The following is a 17,805-nucleotide window of genomic DNA, read 5'->3' as shown; positions in this document are numbered from 1 at the left end:
CCATGAAAAATAGCGTCACCGGCATTTTCTCGAAAGGCATCTGGCGTATTGCGGGCTTACATCACCTGCTGCCGATGCCTTGTCGAAAACTCGCGCTGCGTCGGGCTATCCCGGACGATGTTACCGCTATCGCCGTCTGGGGGAACCGCCCCAGCGCAGCGGCGGCCGTTGCCCGCGCCCGCAAAGCCGGGCTTGCGGTGATTCGCCTTGAAGACGGGTTTATCCGCTCTTGCGGCCCGGCGGCGCACGGCTATCCGCCGCTCTCGCTGGTTATCGATTACGACGGCATTTACTACGACGCCAGCCAGCCGAGCACGCTGGAGAACCTGATTCAGGACACTGCGGGCAACGCGGCGCTGCGCGAAGCGGCGCAGGAGGCGATGCGCCTTATCGTGGAAGGCGATCTGGCGAAGTATAACCACGCGCCGCCGTTTGACGGCTCGCCCGATGCCCGCGCGGTGCTGGTGGTGGATCAGACGGCAGGCGATATGTCTGTCACCTTCGGCAATGCCAGCGCGGCATCTTTTCGGCTGATGCTGGAGAGCGCCCTTGCTGAAAACCCGGATGCCGAAATCTGGGTAAAAACGCATCCTGATGTCGTGCACGGCAGCAAGCGTGGCTATTTGCGCGATATCCGCGCGAATACGCGCCTGCGGCTGATAACCGAAGACGCCAGCCCGCAGTCGCTGCTGCGGTGCGTATCTCGGGTTTATACCGTGACGTCTCACTTCGGTTTTGAAGCGCTGATGGCGGGCAAGCCGGTGGTCTGCTTCGGGCAGCCGTGGTATGCCGGATGGGGGCTGACGGACGACAGGCATCCGGCGGCGGCCACGCTTGCTGCACGGCGCGGCAATGCCTCGCTGCTCACGCTTTTCAGCGCCGCCTATTTGCGTTACGCACGCTACCTTAACCCGCAAACCAATCAGCCCGGCACGCTGTTTGATGTGCTGACGTGGCTGGCGCTGCAGCGGCGTCATCATCTGGCGCTGCGCGGCACGTTATGGGTACCAGGGCTGACGCTCTGGAAGCGCAGCGTCGTAAAACCTTTTCTTTCAACACCCTATAACCGACTACGCTTTACGCGCCGCGCGCCGCAGGCTGATGCCTGCGTGGTGTGGGGAACCGCGGGTGAAGCGCGCTGGCAATCAACGGCACAGGCGCGTGGCATGCCCGTGTGGCGAATGGAAGATGCGTTTTTGCGCTCGGTGGGGCTCGGCTCCGATCTGTTCGCCCCGCTCTCGCTGGTGCTCGATAAACGCGGTCTCTATTACGACGCCACGCGCGCAAGCGATCTGGAAATAGCCCTGAACCGGGTGCATCTGACGCCAGCCGAAGAAGCGCGCGCCGCAGCACTGCGTCGACAGATTATCGAAAGCCGGGTCAGTAAATACAACGCGGGCGGCGCGTGGCGGCTGCCTGCATCGGCATGGGGACGGCGTATTCTGCTGGTGCCAGGGCAGGTCAGCGACGATGCCTCGCTTGTCGGCGGCACGCAAGGCATCCGCACGATTGCCGCGCTCCTGCGCATGGTGCGCGCCAGAAATCCCCAGGCGTATATCGTCTTCAAGCCGCACCCGGACGTGGCCTGCGGCAACCGCCAGGGCGAACCCAGCGCGCGAGACGCGCTGCGCTGGGCGGATTGTCTCGCCACGCAGGCGGATATCGTCGATGTGCTCGAACAGGTAGACGAAGTGCATACGTTGACGTCGCTTGCCGGTTTTGAGGCGCTGCTGCGCGGCAAGGCCGTCTTCTGCTACGGTATGCCGTTTTACGCCGGCTGGGGCCTGACACACGACGAATATCCTTGCCCGCGCCGCACCCGGCGGCTCACGCTTAACGCGCTTATCCACACCACGCTCATCGATTACCCCTTCTACCTCCACCCAACGCGCAAAACGCCGATCGCTGCGGAGGAAGCGGTTGCCCTGCTCAGCGCGTCGCCCCGACGCAACGTCACGCCCCACCGCCGCCGTAAAACACTCACCCGGCTCGCCAATAAAGCCCGCAATCTCTTTCACGCGCTTTTTTATTCCCGGTGACCCAGATGAACCACAGCGCGCTTGATACCCTGCTTTCCGGCCAGAAATATTTGCTGCTGCAAGGGCCGATGGGGCCGTTTTTTCGAGACCTGGGAAACTGGCTTGAGACCAAAGGGCGCGAGGCGAAACAGGTGGTGTTTAACGGAGGCGACTGGTTTTACCGCCGCAAAGGGAAAAGCCTGTCTTATCAGGGCACGCCGGAGGGGTTTGGCGCGTGGTTAACGGCAACGCGAAGCGCATGGCCGTTTGATACGCTGGTGTGCTTTGGCGACTGTCGGCCTCTGCATCAGGCCGCGCGCCGCTGGGCGCAAGCGCAGGGGATACGTTTTCTGGTCTTTGAAGAGGGTTATTTGCGCCCGTGTTTTATCACGCTTGAAGAGAATGGCGTGAACGGGTTTTCCAGCCTGCCGCGGGAGGCTGGGTTTTATCGTGCCCTGCCTTTTCTGCCGGTTCCGGAAGTGCGGCGTATCACACCCTCGCTACTGCGGCGTATCGCTCATGCCGCCTGGTATTATCTGATGGGCTGCTACTATCAGCGCGCATTTCCACGCTACCAGCACCACAAAAGTTTTTCGCCCTGGTATGAAGGCGGCTGCTGGGTACGCGCCGCGATACGCAAAATCTGGTATCGCAATACAGAGCGGGGCATTCGACGTTCGCTGTCTACAGACTATCACGGACACTATTTTCTTGCGGTGCTTCAGGTGTTTAACGACAGCCAGCTTCAGCACCACAGCGATTATGGCGATATGCGGGATTTCATTAAGGAGACGGTCAGCTCATTCGCGCGTGGTGCGCCGCCCTCACGCATGTTGGTCATCAAACACCATCCGATGGACAGAGGGCACCGGCAGTATCGTTCACTGATTAAAACCCTCAGCAAACGCTATGGCGTCAGTGGGCGCATTGTTTATGTCCATGACTTGCCGCTACCAGAGCTACTGAGCAATGCAGCGGGCGTCGTGACGATTAACAGTACAGCGGGAATTTCAGCGCTGATTCATAACAAACCGCTGAAAGTAATGGGAAGAGCGCTCTATGATATCGAAGGGTTAACGTTCCAGGGGCGTCTTGACGACTTCTGGCAAGCGTCCTTTCGCCCCGACCACACCCTGTTTTCAACCTTTCGCTATTATCTGATGCAAAAAACCCAGCTTAATACCGTTTTTTACAGCCGTGAAAACCCGTTCTCCGGGTTATAGACCTGCTTTGCGGGTGACATAAACATTTCCTTCATGACTAAATACTTCCAGCGCTTCACTGACGGCGAGCACGGTGTTTGCTTGCGAGGGCTCAGTTTCGAGCGCTTTACGCGCCCAGCTTTGCTGGCACGTTATATCCAGAAAGATCTGATAAGTGCCTGTGGGTAACGCCTCAAGCGAGAGCCCTTCATAGCGCAATGTGCAGAACCACCCTTTGTCATAATTCACAAAACCGTCTTCATAAAGCTGACGGCTCAGAATCGAACGATGCGCCTTCGCAATACGAAAGACGTCTTCAAAACCATCGGTTTTGAAAACCATATCAACCTGAATATCCTGATACTCAGCGCAGCTCACGCCTTTTAATACCGCTATGCCTTCCGGGAAGAATACCGATCCTTTGACAGCGATTTTCTTCAATACTGCAAATGGCTGTGGCTTGACCGGACGCGGCAAAAGGCTGTTATCCGCGCTGAGCTCACATTCGCCATAGCGTGGAACCGCACCCTGTGAAAGCGAATAAAAAATCCCAAGCAAAAGTGGCACATGGTAAGAAGTAACCTGATTATGCTCTCTGATGAGCATAGATTGCGCCATAAAAAGATTAAAATTTTGGTATTTCCTGAATTCAGAAATATAGGGCTTTACTTCACTTTCGTACTGTATATCGGCCTCAGAAGTTAACAGATAAATATTTTTATCAAGCGCAGTGTCGCGGGATAATAACTGAGGCAACAAAGCATCAAGTTTTAGTGCGAAAGCGTCGCTGTCGTCACCCGACATATGAGTAAATACGCCAGGCCAGTTTTTTCTGGCGTAACTGCCAATATGAAACTGCGGCACCGTCGAAACAATATTTTTAAACTGATATTTAAGTCCATACCACAGCGCGGCGCTGCCGCCTTTAGAAAATCCGGCCAGCGTACATTGCGTCTTTTCAAGCCCATAGCGAGCGAGCATGGTTTCAATAAAAGTAATTACGGCCTGTTCAACACAGAAATCGTTGTTATGGCAGAGGTAATACGTACAGGCATTATGAAAATCATCTTTTATCCACACCACATGCGCAGGGCAATCCTGGAGGGCGTTGGCAAAATCCCATGTGAACATCCCGGCACCGCCAAACCCGCTAAAAATGAAAATCATATGCTGAGTGTCATACTTTCTTTTTTTATAGCGATACTTTATCTGCACGCCATTAATTATTTCTATTTGCTCTGACATATTTACTCCATAAAAACAGGCGCGAGTGATGGTCGCGCCTGTTTTTAACTTATTGACGTTTCGGGTTACGCATCGGATTTAACAGAAAACTCACGCAGCAACCGGAGGTTCTGTAATTTCTCCGCCGCATTGGCAGGCATATTCTGCGGATAATGACGTAACAGATTCAGCCAGCAATCGTAAGCATCGTCCCAGTCCTCACAAAGCTGGGCGAGTTCACACCGCAGCATCCACGCTTTCTGGTTGTAACGGCTAAGTTTATTGCGAACGACAGAGAGCGCCTTACTAAAGCGTCCGGCCTCTCTCAGCGCTTCTGCATAGATAAGACAGAACTCATCATCCGGTTTATTTTGTGCCTCAAAGAGTGCGATCGCCTCACCGGCTTTTTTCAGTTCCAGACACGTCTGCGCATAGATTTTCAGGAACCGCACATCATTTCTCAGCGCATCACTCAGAGTACCGTATAGCGTATACAGCTCTTTATATTTATCGGTACGCAGCAGCGCGACACAGTAGTAATAAAGATGCTCATCAGGCAAATGATCGACATCCGCAGTGGCTTTATTAAGCTGGGTGAGAATTTTCTCCCAGTTCTGACGCAGGAAAGCGAGACGAGCGATTTTCAGACGACACTGCGGATCATTTTCAATATATTTTTCATATTTCACCAGGCACTGATGGGCGTCATTCAGTTTATTCAGCTGCTGATAGCAATAAGAAAGCGTAATCAGAAGCTTATTCTCAAGACTTTCTGATGAAGTCACATCAACGTCCTGCTCTTTTACATAAGCAATCCCATCAGCCCATTTTTGCTTCGCCAGAAGTAAACAGAACCGGGCATAGCTAAAACCAGCCGCAGGCCGTGCTTTCTTGCACAAAGCCTCCAGCACAGATACCTGCCCACTGCGATACAGGCAATAACAGTAGCGCGCGTTATCGATAGTCGCCTCGCCCGCCTCTTGCCAGTGAGCGGCTGCCTGCTGCCAGTGGTGCTCCGCCATTTCTACCAGCGCCAGTCCTGCAGAAAGCGCCGTATGACGCTGTTCAGTATGACGCGCATACCAGTGGTGTATAGCGTTGCGCGCTGCGACGGTTTTCCCCTGTTTACGCAGTGCTTCAGCAAGCCCGGCGCAACCGTGCGCCTCTTCATCCTGAGTGAGTGCCAGCATCAGGTACGCCTGCCAGCGTTTTTCGGCAAGTCCCCAGCGGCGAGCATCCGCAGCCTGCTGTGCGTACTGCTGATGGATATCTTTATCTGCAAATCCTTCCGGCAGCGGCGCATCCAGCGAAGCGATTGCCTGATACGTGCGCTCACAGTTAAGGCCATCGCGGAACGGGAAGGTATCATTAATACGCTTGAGAATCTTCGCAGACGGCACCGCATCATTTTTCAACAGCGTATTTAACTCTTTAAACAGCTCTTTTTCGGTTTCTACCACCGGGCCAAAACCATGCTTACGGTAATCGAAATAGCCTTTAGTATAAACATGTCCTGCAAAAAACTCTCTAGCATCAAACTGATAGTAAATTATTTGTTTATTTTGCACTGCCATTTCAAAAGCTACTGAAGAATAATCAGTAATCATTAGCGCGGCGCGAGAGAATACTTCCTGAATACTCCCAGTGACATGAGTAAGAACTTCAATATATTCTGGAACATCAAAGTTATTTAAATAAGGCAATATATTGAAGTGGGGGAAAAAGGCCACACGGTAATTATATTGCTTAGCACATTTCTCCAGTAAAGGAGAATGTAAAACGCTTTTCCACCGGGTGGCAAATTCACTGTGCATAAACAGAGGATTTATTTCCCTCTCATCACCATTACCTAAAACCTTCCCAACAATAGTTTGCCGCCAGGTAGGCATGATAACAATTAATCTTTCTGCAACATTATTGCTTTTTATTAATCTGTCATGCCGTGGAAAACCTGTCAGAAAAACATCTTTTTTTGAATAAAAATATTTTGTTAAATTGTCGCTAATAGAGTGATACTCTGCAGGCGAAGAAGTTATAAAACAATTTATTTCATCTTTGGTATTTAACCACGCCGACAGATCATCCTTTGTTACTCCATGCTGTAAAAAAACAAAATGTCTTCCTGCAAGCATTTTAGGGCCAAGGAAATTCGTAATATAATAATTAGCATGTGAGCTAATCACTTTACTACATGACCCCAAAGCCAGCTTATGCTCATGAGAACCAAATTCAATCAAATTGAATCCTTCTTTCTGAAGGCGTTCCCAATCATGGGATTCTTTCTTTAACGCAAAATATATATTCTTTTCTGGATAATGCTCGTGAACATAACGATAAAGATGTTCAGCATTATCGTCAGCCTGCGTATCTCGGTCTATAAAAATCCATGCATCTTGATATTCTCTTTTCTTTTCATATTTTGGCATCAAGGCAAGGAAGTGCTTTTTGATATCAGTAGCTTTTAAACCTTCTTTATATTGCTTACCGCCAAGAGAGAGACGAGTCGGCAGGTGTGAAACAGAAATATCGATTTGCTGTGCATCGCCAAGCGCTACCCACAGACGTCGCTCAAGAATCAGCGTCTCATCCATAAAATCATGACGGATCGTTTTGGCATATGCTGGAATAATGTCTCTATCATCCAGTGATATCTGCTCTAGGCTCAACGTGCTGGTAAAATATCGCAGTTGAACCATGTGCTTGTAGGGATCGTATTTTTCAACATAAACAATCTGGGCATCTGGTTGTAGCCCTTTAAAGAATGAAAGCATGGCGACTTTCTGAAAAAACCACGCCCCCGCCAGCTCAAAATTCATAATCGTATTTTTATCAAGGAAAACGAATATTTCCTTAAGCTTACTGATAAATTCGCGCTTTTCATCTGTCGACAAGAACGCGCTACGCTCGCCGTGATTAGTGAGCCATTTTAAATACCAGACGATTTCATAAATCACCGTCCTTTGAATATTTACAGGGACTGAGCCTTCTGTTTCATGATAGCTTTTCAATACATCCAGATAACCATACTCCGGTACGTTGAGAAACCGTTCTTTTTTAGTCCATGACGTATCCAGCGTCGAAGAACCATCCTCACGCTTACGATAATAATATTTTGAGTGCTGTAAAAAAGCAGCATGACCGAATTTATCGCCTTTTAAGTATCGGGCAACAAAATGCGCATCTTCAAAATTAGGTTTAACCCTGGCGTCAAAGAAGACTTGTTTTGCAAAAATTATATCTGCTCGAAAAAAGGCAGTGCTGGCTGACAGCTGGATTTCCTTTTCCATACTGCCAAGCGGCACAAGTTGATTCCCTTTTTTAAATTTGAAACCAAGAGGATGTGCATCCTTATACTGATTCTTGGCTTCATAAAACATAATAGTATTACAACCCACCATTTTAATATCTTTATCCTGATTTTGATAAAGAAAGTTATCAAGGTTGTAAAAATAATCTGCATCAACAAAATCATCGGGATCGATAAAAGTGACCCATTCGGTAGCGACTTGCTGTAACCCATTATTACGCGCAGCTGATTGCCCCGCATTCTCTTGATAAATGTAGGTAATGTTCTTTGGATACTTCCTCTGCCATCTTTTGATGATCTCGGCGGACGTATCCGTTGAACCATCATCGATAAGAATGAGCTGTATATTTTTTTTGAAGTTTATCCGTTGCGTCACGAAACTTTTAAAATAATCATCCAGAAAAGCACTCACGTTATACACGGCAGAAACCACGGTATAATTATAGTGCCCATCTTCTTTTTTTAGATGAAGCTTTCTGAGTTTACGCGCCTGATTGGCAGCCATATCGCTGAAGAAAAGTTTTGGGTCCCTTACCAGCTTACGGAGTTTATTATTAAACATTTTTGTACATTCCATTTTCAAAATATGTTTCGAGCATTGCAATCAGTTGTTCCTGATAATCATTGACACTATGGTTACGTGAAGAAAAATCGTTGGCGCAAAAAGAGTGCGGAGAACCCCCCTGCCTGCGTGCGTTAATTAGCGCACGATAATGCGTTTTGGCGGCAGGAGAGCGCACGTTAAAGTAATAACAAATATCCCTGGCAGGCACAGCAACGCCTCTGGCATAGGCAAACCAGGGCACCAGAAAGGTGGGTAAATTCAAATCATGATCGCTTCTGAATTTACAGGGTAAGAAAGCGCTAATCTGTTTACTGTATCGCTGCCGGGCTTCAGTAAAAATACTTTTGCGCAGAGGCACATAAGTATGTGCCAGCGGACTATCCGGTGCAAAATCGATATCCTCAGACAGTAAATTCCTGGCGTTTAATGACGCAGAAAGTGCAGCGGTATGTCTCCCCCGCTGCGCCATTGCCGTCAGGCTTTTACCGGCAATGAAGAGCGAAGCCAGACCATTCCCTTTAAAAAAGTGGCTTGCCGGAAGGGGGCGCGCGGCAAAGACATCATCATTAAAGTAGATAAAGTGTTCGGCAAGATCGGGGATGGCGTCTAAATGCGCTTCGATGACGTGCGAGTTAAATGTCGGCAAATAGCGCGCCGGAATAATCTCATCATGTGAAATGATTTTCACTTTTGCGATCTTTTCGGCCCACGGTAGCGGATGCCCGTCGACAACAATAAATATCCGGCGAACCCAGGGCATGAACATCAGTACGCTCTGTACCGAATAAAAAATTTCGTTGTGGTTATCGAAGCGCGCAGGGTCATGATCAATGCCAGCCTCTGCTTGTAGATGATGCTTCCGATACTGCTCGAATTTACTGCGCCACTGGCCGTCGCCGTTATCCACCCAGGTAAAAACCACATCTACCGGGAAAGTCACATTATTCATGCTCTCCAGCGCCAGATCATGCTTAATTAATACGCTCTCCTCGCTCAGTGGGCAGTTTATTTCATTGAGAAAAAGAGGATATTTATTAAGAAGATAGTCCCGTAAAAACAGACCTGGCGACGTCAGTAGCTTCCTGATTTTTCTGTATTGCATGCTTACAGATTCTCCTGAGCTTTATAAGCATCAATGGCATCATCAACACTTTCGTAAAAATGCACATGATTTTCCCGACCTATAAACAACGCCGCATCGCAATACTGTTTGAGTGAGTGGAGATTGTGCGACACCATTAAAAAGCACGACTCTTGATGGCGAGCTTCAAACAGCGTTTCGCATTTTTTACGAAAACTTGCGTCGCCAACAGCGGTGACTTCGTCCACCAGGTAGTAGTCGAATTTGAACGCCATGCTCAGCCCAAACCCGAGACGCGCTTTCATGCCAGAGGAATAGGCCTTCACCGGCATGTCAAAATACTTTCCAAGCTCGGCGAATTCCTCAACGAACGCGACTTTTTGGCGGACTTCTTCTTTAGGCGCGTAAAGCCGCGCCACAAATTTCACATTTTCACGCCCGGTCAGGCTGCCCTGAAACCCCCCAGCCAGCCCGACCGGCCAGGAGATCGTGGCGCTGGAGATGATTCGCCCGCTGTCCGGGTTATCCGTCCCGCCAATCATGCGCAGCAGCGTCGATTTCCCCGCCCCGTTACGCCCTATCAGCGCCACGCTCTTGCCGGACGGCAGCGTCAGAGAGAGATCCTTAAAGACATAATGCCGCCCTGCGGGTGTGCGGTACGATTTGGTGAGATTTTCGATAGCAATCATGACGTCAGCATCGCCTCTTCCTGATGACGATAAAGCGCGAGGCCTGTGAAGAGCACTACCAGCGTGCTGACTGCGAGATACGTCAGGCTGGCTCCGTCGCTTTCATAACTTGCCGCCAGCGATTCGCGGGTCAGTTCCACCACATGCACCAGCGGGTTCCACGCGACCCAGCTTTGATATTCCTGAGGAATAGTATTGAGCGAATACATCACGCAGGAGATGAAATAAAGCGGGCGGGTCAGCAGGGGCAGAAACTTTTCCGACTCCGGAAACGCACTACTGGTCACCATAAAAATCAGCCCGACACCGAAGGAAAACACCACCAGACAACCCCAGACGCCAAACAGAACTAACAAATGAGAGCAGGTAAACGCCTCGCCTGTCATGGCCAGCAGCGCGAGCAGCACCAGATAAACGGCAATATAAATTCCGGCTTCCAGTAACGTTCTCGCAATTATTGTGTCAATAGGCTTTACCGGACGGTAATTAAAAAGCCCCTGGTTCGCCTCGATGGCATTAATAGAACGACTCGTAATATGGCTAAAAATAAAATACGGAATAATGCCGCTTAATAAAAAGACAGGAAATGAGATATCCGGCAGCGTTCGCTCCATCACAAAATCCAGAACAAACAGCAGGATGGCAAGATGAAGTAGTGGCTCAAGCAGCGCCCAGCAGTAGCCCAGTCGAAACTTGCCGAAACGCGTTTTAATTTCCCTTAAAAATAACGCCAGTACAGTGGCGCGCTGGACATCCAGCCCATGCCTTTTCATAAACAGTTCCTGGTTATATTATTGTGAACAGGCTACCGCTATGGGACATTCCCATAACAGCTTGTTGTAAAATACACATCCGTTGCCAGAAAAATAACGGCAACACGCGCGTAACCGCTCGCGTGATTATCATTATAAACAATCAAAATTCGTGTTTTATTAGCCGTAATTATCATTACGACAACAGAAGGGCGTTACAATAATTCAGGCGCGTAAAATATCACAATCCATCATCTCCATAAATAACTTATTCTGGCTTTCTTTTTTTGGAAATATTAAGATTTCATACTTTTTATTTATCCGTTTTTAACTGTCAATTTTAAAAAGATAGTCATTTTGAGACGAAAGCCGATAAATTATCGTAAAACTGCGTCACACCTTCGTACTCCAGTGCAAAGTTGATATAGCTGACCAGCGCCGGTGCGTTGAGCTTGCGGCCCGGATACACCAGATACAGATCGTTCCCGGTGACGGTCCACGCCGGCAGGACATTGACCAGCGCGCCTTGTGCGAGCGAATCATCAAGCAGAAAGGCGGGCAGCAGCGTGATCCCGGCACCTGCCAGCGCGCTTTCACGGGCATAAAGGAGATTATCGGTCTGGTGCATCTGATTCAGATGGCAGCGGTAAAGCTCGCGGTCGCGCTGGAGCAGCCACTCCGACCAGGCGCGATGAACAATCACGCGGTGATCCACCAGCTGTGACGGGTGCGTCAGTGCCGGGTGCTGCGCCAGATAATTAGGCGAAGCGAGCAGATAGCGCGGGCAGTGGCCTATCTTGCGGCCAATCAGCGAGGAATCCTGCGGTTTGCCGGTACGCAGCGCCACGTCAAACCCTTCCATCACCAGATCCCGCACGTCGTCGGAGATAAACACCTCCAGCGTGATCTCCGGGTATTTCGCGAGAAACTCGGCGTTCATGCGCGCCAGCAGCGTTGCGCCGATCCCGGCAGGGCTGGTGATGCGCAGCCGACCGCTGGGGTTATCGCGCAGGCGCTGGATGGCGAGATCGGCGCGTTCACTGGCATCCAGCATTTCACGGCAGTGCACCAGATAATGTTCGCCCGCAAAGGTCAGACTTAGCTTGCGCGTGGTGCGATTAAGCAGCCGCAACCCGACATGCGCCTCAAGCTGGCTAATGCGCTGGCTGACGCTGGACTTCGGCAGCCCCGCTTTTTGCGCTGCCGCCGTGAAGCTGCCCGTCTCCGCCACCAGCGCGAAAAGCGCCATATCCTGCAGTTGCTTAAACATGATTGTTCATCTCTCACGAACACGCCGTTCTGGATTGTCCATCTTATCACCCTCTTTCAGGCTGCATAGACTACAGTCAACACATCCTCCTCTGAATACACGAAAGGAACCTGATATGTCTGTTAAAGCGATTGCTGTGAATCCGAACGCCCCGGAAAGCTTTATTGAAATCACCCAGCCGATGCCGCAGCCCGGCGAGTACGACCTGCTGGTGGAGGTCAAAGCCGTGTCCATCAACCCGGTGGATACCAAAGTACACGCCAGCCTCAAAAAGAATGGATTGCAGGAGCCGCGCGTGCTGGGCTGGGACGCCAGCGGCGTGGTGACGGCAGTGGGCAGCAAAGTCAGCGGCTTTAAACCGGGCGAAGAAGTCTATTACGCTGGCGATATTACCCGCGCTGGCAGCAACGCCAGCCATCAGTTGATCGATTCCCGCATTGTGGGCCATAAGCCGCGCACGCTCTCCTGGGCGGCGGCGGCGGCCATTCCGCTGACGGCGCTGACCGCGTGGGAAGGCTTATTCGAGCGTCTGGCGATTCAGGACGCCGGTGAAGACAAAACCCTGCTGATTATCGGCGGCGCAGGCGGCGTGGGCTCGCTTGCCATTCCGTTCGCGCGTCTGCACAGCAAGGTCAAAATTATCGCCACCGCCTCGCGTGAAGATTCCGCGCAGTGGTGCCGCGATCGCGGCGCGGATCTGGTGGTGAATTATCACGACCTGCCGGGTGAGCTGGCGAAACACGGGATTAAATTTGTCGATTATATTTTCATTCTGAATGATACCGACGGCCACTGGGCAGCGGTGAGCCAGCTTATCGCGCCGCAGGGGCATATTTGCAGCATCGTGGAGAATGAGCACCCGCTGGATCAGGATGCGCTGAAATCGAAATCCGCCGCGCTGCACTGGGAGTTTATGTATACCCGCAGCATGTATCAGACCGCCGATATGGCGCGTCAGGGCGAGATCCTCAATGAAGTGGCGAAGCTTGTGGATTCGGGCGAAGTGGAGAGCGCGTTGAGCGAAACGTTCCACGGCCTGAGCGTTGAGAGCATCAGCAAGGCGCACGAGAAGGTGCTGGAAGGCCATATGCGCGGCAAGGTGGTGGTAGAGTTTTAATGTCGGTGGGCCACGGCGGGTGCACGTTGTTTACCCGCCCTACAACAGAATATGTGCATGTAGGGTGGGTAAGCGCAGCGCACCCACCATCAGGCCATTAAACTTTTCAACAACCGCTCGCTACGCCTGCTCGCCCATCAGCTGCTTCACTAACTCCACGCAGCGCAGAAAACGGGAGTCGTAATCCGGCTCCTCGACATGCACATACTCGATGTTGTTCTCTTCAAGCATCGACACCAGCAGCGACTGAAACTCTTTGCGATCCACCGAGCTGCCGAGGCTTCGCAACCCGTCCGCCACCCACGGCGTATTGTTTTCCAGCAGGATCACGAGATCGAAGCGGTATTCATCCACCAGCGCCTGCACAAACGGGTGCTCACGCCCTTCATACTTTTTGCAAAACGCCTGCGTGGTCACGAAATCGGTGTCGATAAACGCCACTTTATTAGCGTATTTCACCGCGAAATCAATATATTGCGCGTGACCGAGCGCGATTTTGTCGTAATCGGAATATTGCAGCGCCATCTCGTCGCCGCCGAGATGCGAAAACACATAATCGCGGCCATATTCCCAGGCGCTGGTTGTGTTGAAAATATTGGCGAGCTTATTCACCAGCATTGATTTCCCGCTCGACTCGCCGCCCAGAATCGCCACCGTGCGTACAAAGAACGGCTTCACTTCGGTAGGGATGTACTCCCAGTAGCGGAACGGATTAGCGCGGATCTGCGCGCCGCTGATATTCATAAAGGTGCGTTTCGGGTCGATAATCACGGTCTCGATGCCGAGATGTTCGCGGTACTGCGGCGCGTCGGCCTCCTCGGAGGTATAGATGGAATCCGGCTCGATCCCCTTCTCCTCCATAAACGCTTTAATGCCTTCGCTCCAGACGTCCCAGCCGTGCGGATACGGCTCCATGCCTTCTTCATTAAAGGCGTGAATGCGGATGTTTTTCTGGTATTTAAAGGTCTGCAACAGCCAGCGCAGACGGTCGCTGATGGTCGGCTGCTGCGACATCGCGCTCTCTTCAAACAGCGTGCGGTCGCGCTTTTCGTCATAGCCCATGATGATGTGCAGCTCATCGACCTGGCTACAGGCGCGCTGGATCAGATAGATATGGCCGGTATGCAGCGGGTAAAACTTGCCGAAGACGACGCCGACGCGCTTCTGGCGGCGTGGAAACTCCAGCCCCAGAAAACGGTGCAGCGCTTCAAGCTTTTGCGCGCTCGGGCTTTTGATTTTGGCGTTGAGAAGCTGGCTTAAATAACCCTTGGTCATGCCGCTGGCATCCGCCACCTGCTGCAACGTGCAGCCTTTCTGACGAATCGCGGTTTTGAGATAGTCGAATGATGACACAAGAGCCTCCTGCTGAATGAGCGTGCCGGACAGATAAAAGATAAAGGGCGGGTCAGCCGTGCGCTACCCGCCAGAAAACAGGGATTTACTGATTATAGGTCGTCAAAAACGGCCAGCGCATCCGCCAGCTTTTTCACGCCGAAAATTTGCATGCCTTCCGGTACCTTTTTCGGCACGTTGGCGGCAGGAACAATAGCGCGGCGAAAACCGTGTTTCGCCGCCTCGGAAATACGCTCCTGGCCGCTCGGCACCGGGCGAATTTCACCCGCGAGGCCCACTTCGCCAAAGACCACCAGATCCTGCGGCAGCGGCCGGTCGCGCAGGCTTGACACCATTGCCAGCAGCAGCGCCAGGTCGGCGCTCGTCTCAGTCACTTTTACCCCGCCAACGACGTTGACGAAGACGTCCTGATCCGCCATTTGCAGGCCGCCGTGACGGTGCAGCACGGCGAGGAGGATTGCGAGACGGTTCTGCTCAAGGCCCACCGCCACGCGCCGCGGGTTCGCCATCATCGAATGGTCTACCAGCGCCTGGATCTCTACCAGCAGCGGGCGCGTTCCTTCCCAGACGACCATGACCGAGCTGCCGGAGGTGACTTCATCGCCACGGCTTAAAAAGATGGCCGACGGGTTGCTGACTTCACGCAGCCCCTGTTCCGTCATGGCGAAAACGCCGAGCTCATTGACCGCGCCGAAACGGTTTTTATGGCTGCGCAGCGTGCGAAAACGGGAATCGGCGTCGCCGTCCAGCAGGACGGAACAGTCGATACAGTGCTCCAGCACTTTCGGGCCTGCCAGCGAGCCGTCTTTGGTCACGTGGCCCACCATGACAATCGCCACGCCGCGCGTTTTCGCAAAGCGCGTCAGGTAAGCGGCGGTTTCGCGCACCTGCGCGACGCTGCCCGGCGACGACTGCACGTCAGCCATGTGCATCACCTGAATGGAGTCGATCACCATCAGTTTCGGCTGCTCTTCTTCCGCAATCAGGCAGATCTGCTCAATACTGGTTTCCGAGAGCATGTTGAGATTGGTGGTCGGCAGGCCGAGACGATGCGCGCGCATCGCCACCTGTTGCAGCGACTCTTCGCCGGTGACGTAGAGCGTTTTCATCTGCTCGGCGAGCTTGCAGAGCGTTTGCAGCAGCAGCGTTGATTTCCCGGCGCCGGGGTTGCCGCCAATCAGAATAGCGCTGCCCGGCACGACGCCGCCGCCAAGCACCCGGTCAAACTCTTTAAAACCGGTGGAGAAGCGCGGCAACGCCTCCAGGCTGATGTCGGAAAGCTTCTGCACTTTCGACACGCCTGCGCTGCCCGCGTAGCCGGAGAGACGTTCATTGCGCGCCGCTTGCGGCGAGGCGGCGAGGCGCACTTCCGTGATGGTATTCCAGGCATGACAGGCGCTGCACTGCCCCTGCCAGCGCGGATAATCCGCACCACACTCGTTACAGACAAATGCGCGTTTTGGAGCTTTCGCCACCTTTTACCTCTTTATTTCTGGTTAAGGCTGCCCGAAAGGATACAGAAAACCCCCATCAGGTCAGCGTGACGGATAGTGATCTCCGTCTTTTCATTCACTTTCGGTTTAGCGTGATAGGCGATACCCAGCCCCGCCGTCTGGATCATCGGCAGGTCGTTGGCGCCATCGCCAATCGCGACGGTCTGGCCCGTCGGGATCTCATATTTTTCAGCAAGGCGTTGCAGGGTCTGCGCCTTAAACTGGGCGTCGACGATCTGGCCGGTCACTTCACCGGTAAAGACGCCGTTTTCCACCGCCAGTTCATTGGCAACCACATCGTCCAGATGCAGTTTGTCCTGCAAATATTGCGCGAAGAAGGTGAAACCGCCGGAGGCGATCGCCACTTTCCAGCCCAGCGCATGCAGCTTCAGCACCAGCGAGGTGAGGCCTGGCATTAACGGGAGCGCGTCGCGCACCTGATGCAGGATATCGGCGCTCGCGCCCTTCAGCGTGCCGACGCGCGCTTTCAGGCTGGCCGCGAAATCCAGCTCGCCGCGCATGGCGCGCTCGGTGACGTCCGCCACTTCATCGCCAGTACCGGCAAGCTTTGCGATTTCATCAATGCATTCAATCTGAATCGCGGTGGAATCCATATCCATTACCAGCAGGCCAGGCGTTTTCAGGTGCGGAATTTTGCCAAGCGGCGCGACATCTAAACCGGAATCATGCGCCAGGCGCGTCGCGCGCGGCGTCAGTGAGCCCGCCAGGCGGATCACCTGATAATCTTCCACGCACCACGCATTGACGATGACCATCGCCGCGCCGAGCTTGTGCTGATATTGGGTCAGGCTTTGCTTATTTAAACCCCGTCCGTACAGGAGCCAGCCGCTGCGGCCAGCGTGATAATCCAGCGGCATCACTTCATCACCGCTTAAAGAAAGGGGCAATCCAGGCCAGAGGGAGACCTCGTTTGGCAGGTCGCACCAGGTAAGACTGTTCGGCATTCAGGCTCCTGTAAATAGTATCGGGGCGGGACAAAACAACGCATGAGGCTACCTTGTCTGCGGCGCTTCTGGCAACATTAAGCTTCAAAATTTAAGCAGGTACTTTATGGCCCGGGCAAAACTCAAATTTCGGCTGCATCGCGCAGTGATTGTACTTATCTGTCTGGCGCTGCTGGTGGCGCTGATGCAGGGCGCGTCCTGGTTTAGCCAGAGCCATCAGCAGTCGCGCAATATCCAGATGGAAGAGCTCGCCCGCACACTGGCCCGCCAGGTCAGCTACAGCCTCGCGCCGCTGATCAAGGGCGAAAACCCGGATGAGAAACGCGTCGCGGCCATGCTGAATCAACTGACCGACGAGAGCCGCATTCTGGATGCCAGCGTCTATGACCAGCAGGGCGAACTGATCGCCCGAGCGGGCGAGAGCGTCAACGTGCGCGACCGGCTGGCGCTCGACGGCAAAAAAGCGGGCAGTTACTTCAACCAGCAAATCGTTCAGCCGGTGCAGGATAAGAGCGGCCCGGTGGGATACCTGCGGCTCACGCTCGACACCCACAGCCTGCCGACCGAGGCGCGTCAGGTGGATAACACCACCAATATTCTGCGTCTGATGATGTTACTGGCGCTCGCTATCGGCATCGTGCTGACCCGCACGCTGCTTCAGGGCAAACGCACGCGCTGGCAACAGTCGCCGTTTTTGCTCACCGCCAGCAGATCGGTGCCGGAAGAAGAGAGCGAGCCTGAAACGCCCGCAGACGACAAACGCGCCTGA

Annotated in this window: 13 protein-coding genes; 4 read left to right on the top strand and 9 right to left on the bottom strand. The window is 52.8% G+C overall.

Annotated elements, in window-relative coordinates; genetic code table 11:
* The first annotated feature begins 2 nt into the window (after positions 1-2).
* Both ACUW6V_RS12935 and ACUW6V_RS12930 read left to right on the top strand, forming a co-directional pair.
* Positions 3-2,039, top strand: a complete 2,037-nt coding sequence (locus ACUW6V_RS12935) for a capsular polysaccharide biosynthesis protein (protein ID WP_454038451.1) — start codon at positions 3-5, stop codon at positions 2,037-2,039.
* A gap of 5 nt (positions 2,040-2,044) precedes the next feature.
* The gene (locus tag ACUW6V_RS12930; RefSeq protein WP_454038450.1) at positions 2,045-3,241 is read left to right on the top strand and encodes a capsule biosynthesis protein; all 1,197 of its coding nucleotides are present in this window, start codon (positions 2,045-2,047) and stop codon (positions 3,239-3,241) included.
* Here ACUW6V_RS12930 and ACUW6V_RS12925 read toward each other — a convergent pair.
* The 6 genes from ACUW6V_RS12925 to ACUW6V_RS12900 form a co-directional block, all read right to left on the bottom strand.
* Complete coding sequence (locus ACUW6V_RS12925) at positions 3,236-4,465, bottom strand: alpha/beta hydrolase (RefSeq protein WP_104671421.1); 1,230 nt, start codon at positions 4,463-4,465, stop codon at positions 3,236-3,238. The genes ACUW6V_RS12930 and ACUW6V_RS12925 overlap by 6 nt on opposite strands.
* Positions 4,466-4,530: 65 nt before the next feature.
* Positions 4,531-8,313, bottom strand: a complete 3,783-nt coding sequence (locus ACUW6V_RS12920) for a CDP-glycerol glycerophosphotransferase family protein (RefSeq protein WP_454038449.1) — start codon at positions 8,311-8,313, stop codon at positions 4,531-4,533.
* Entirely contained in the window at positions 8,306-9,418 is a 1,113-nt protein-coding gene (locus tag ACUW6V_RS12915) for a Stealth CR1 domain-containing protein (RefSeq protein WP_012125828.1), read from the bottom strand. The genes ACUW6V_RS12920 and ACUW6V_RS12915 overlap by 8 nt, the downstream gene beginning before the upstream one ends.
* 2 nt (positions 9,419-9,420) lie before the next feature.
* The gene (locus ACUW6V_RS12910; protein ID WP_012125829.1) at positions 9,421-10,086 is read right to left on the bottom strand and encodes an ABC transporter ATP-binding protein; all 666 of its coding nucleotides are present in this window, start codon (positions 10,084-10,086) and stop codon (positions 9,421-9,423) included.
* Positions 10,083-10,859, bottom strand: coding sequence for an ABC transporter permease (locus ACUW6V_RS12905; RefSeq protein WP_012125830.1), 777 nt, complete (start codon positions 10,857-10,859; stop codon positions 10,083-10,085). Before ACUW6V_RS12905 ends, ACUW6V_RS12910 begins: the two co-directional genes overlap by 4 nt.
* A 331-nt stretch (positions 10,860-11,190) precedes the next feature.
* Complete coding sequence (locus tag ACUW6V_RS12900; RefSeq protein WP_088277022.1) at positions 11,191-12,108, bottom strand: LysR family transcriptional regulator; 918 nt, start codon at positions 12,106-12,108, stop codon at positions 11,191-11,193.
* Between the two features lie 115 nt (positions 12,109-12,223).
* On the opposite strand from ACUW6V_RS12900, the gene ACUW6V_RS12895 reads away from it, so the two are divergent.
* Positions 12,224-13,225, top strand: a complete 1,002-nt coding sequence (locus ACUW6V_RS12895; RefSeq protein WP_454038448.1) for a zinc-binding alcohol dehydrogenase family protein — start codon at positions 12,224-12,226, stop codon at positions 13,223-13,225.
* Positions 13,226-13,345: 120 nt separating this feature from the next.
* On the opposite strand, the gene nadR is transcribed toward ACUW6V_RS12895, so the two are convergent.
* The 3 genes from nadR to serB all read right to left on the bottom strand — a co-directional run bounded on the left by nadR (position 13,346) and on the right by serB (position 17,036).
* On the bottom strand, positions 13,346-14,578 hold the full coding sequence (nadR, locus tag ACUW6V_RS12890) for a multifunctional transcriptional regulator/nicotinamide-nucleotide adenylyltransferase/ribosylnicotinamide kinase NadR (RefSeq protein WP_004385876.1): 1,233 nt from the start codon (positions 14,576-14,578) through the stop codon (positions 13,346-13,348).
* A gap of 92 nt (positions 14,579-14,670) precedes the next feature.
* Positions 14,671-16,053, bottom strand: coding sequence for a DNA repair protein RadA (gene radA, locus ACUW6V_RS12885; protein WP_004385877.1), 1,383 nt, complete (start codon positions 16,051-16,053; stop codon positions 14,671-14,673).
* An 11-nt stretch (positions 16,054-16,064) separates the two neighbouring features.
* The gene (serB, locus tag ACUW6V_RS12880; RefSeq protein ID WP_325775545.1) at positions 16,065-17,036 is read right to left on the bottom strand and encodes a phosphoserine phosphatase; all 972 of its coding nucleotides are present in this window, start codon (positions 17,034-17,036) and stop codon (positions 16,065-16,067) included.
* A 106-nt stretch (positions 17,037-17,142) separates the two neighbouring features.
* Between serB and ACUW6V_RS12875 the strand changes: the two genes are divergently transcribed.
* Positions 17,143-17,805, top strand: a complete 663-nt coding sequence (locus tag ACUW6V_RS12875; RefSeq protein ID WP_004385879.1) for a YtjB family periplasmic protein — start codon at positions 17,143-17,145, stop codon at positions 17,803-17,805.

The sequence above is a fragment of the Cronobacter sp. 153480017-3 genome (assembly GCF_053627815.1).
This window is presented reverse-complemented; position numbering and strand designations above follow the sequence as displayed.

Coding starts and splice junctions, on each gene's coding strand:
- ACUW6V_RS12930 (WP_454038450.1), top strand. CDS start 2,045: ATGAACCACAGCGCGCTTGATACCCTGCTTTCCGGCCAGAAATATTTG.
- ACUW6V_RS12900 (WP_088277022.1), bottom strand. CDS start 12,108: ATGTTTAAGCAACTGCAGGATATGGCGCTTTTCGCGCTGGTGGCGGAG.
- ACUW6V_RS12895 (WP_454038448.1), top strand. CDS start 12,224: ATGTCTGTTAAAGCGATTGCTGTGAATCCGAACGCCCCGGAAAGCTTT.
- ACUW6V_RS12920 (WP_454038449.1), bottom strand. CDS start 8,313: ATGTTTAATAATAAACTCCGTAAGCTGGTAAGGGACCCAAAACTTTTC.
- ACUW6V_RS12935 (WP_454038451.1), top strand. CDS start 3: ATGAAAAATAGCGTCACCGGCATTTTCTCGAAAGGCATCTGGCGTATT.
- ACUW6V_RS12910 (WP_012125829.1), bottom strand. CDS start 10,086: ATGATTGCTATCGAAAATCTCACCAAATCGTACCGCACACCCGCAGGG.
- ACUW6V_RS12875 (WP_004385879.1), top strand. CDS start 17,143: ATGGCCCGGGCAAAACTCAAATTTCGGCTGCATCGCGCAGTGATTGTA.
- ACUW6V_RS12925 (WP_104671421.1), bottom strand. CDS start 4,465: ATGTCAGAGCAAATAGAAATAATTAATGGCGTGCAGATAAAGTATCGC.
- ACUW6V_RS12905 (WP_012125830.1), bottom strand. CDS start 10,859: ATGAAAAGGCATGGGCTGGATGTCCAGCGCGCCACTGTACTGGCGTTA.
- ACUW6V_RS12915 (WP_012125828.1), bottom strand. CDS start 9,418: ATGCAATACAGAAAAATCAGGAAGCTACTGACGTCGCCAGGTCTGTTT.
- serB (WP_325775545.1), bottom strand. CDS start 17,036: ATGCCGAACAGTCTTACCTGGTGCGACCTGCCAAACGAGGTCTCCCTC.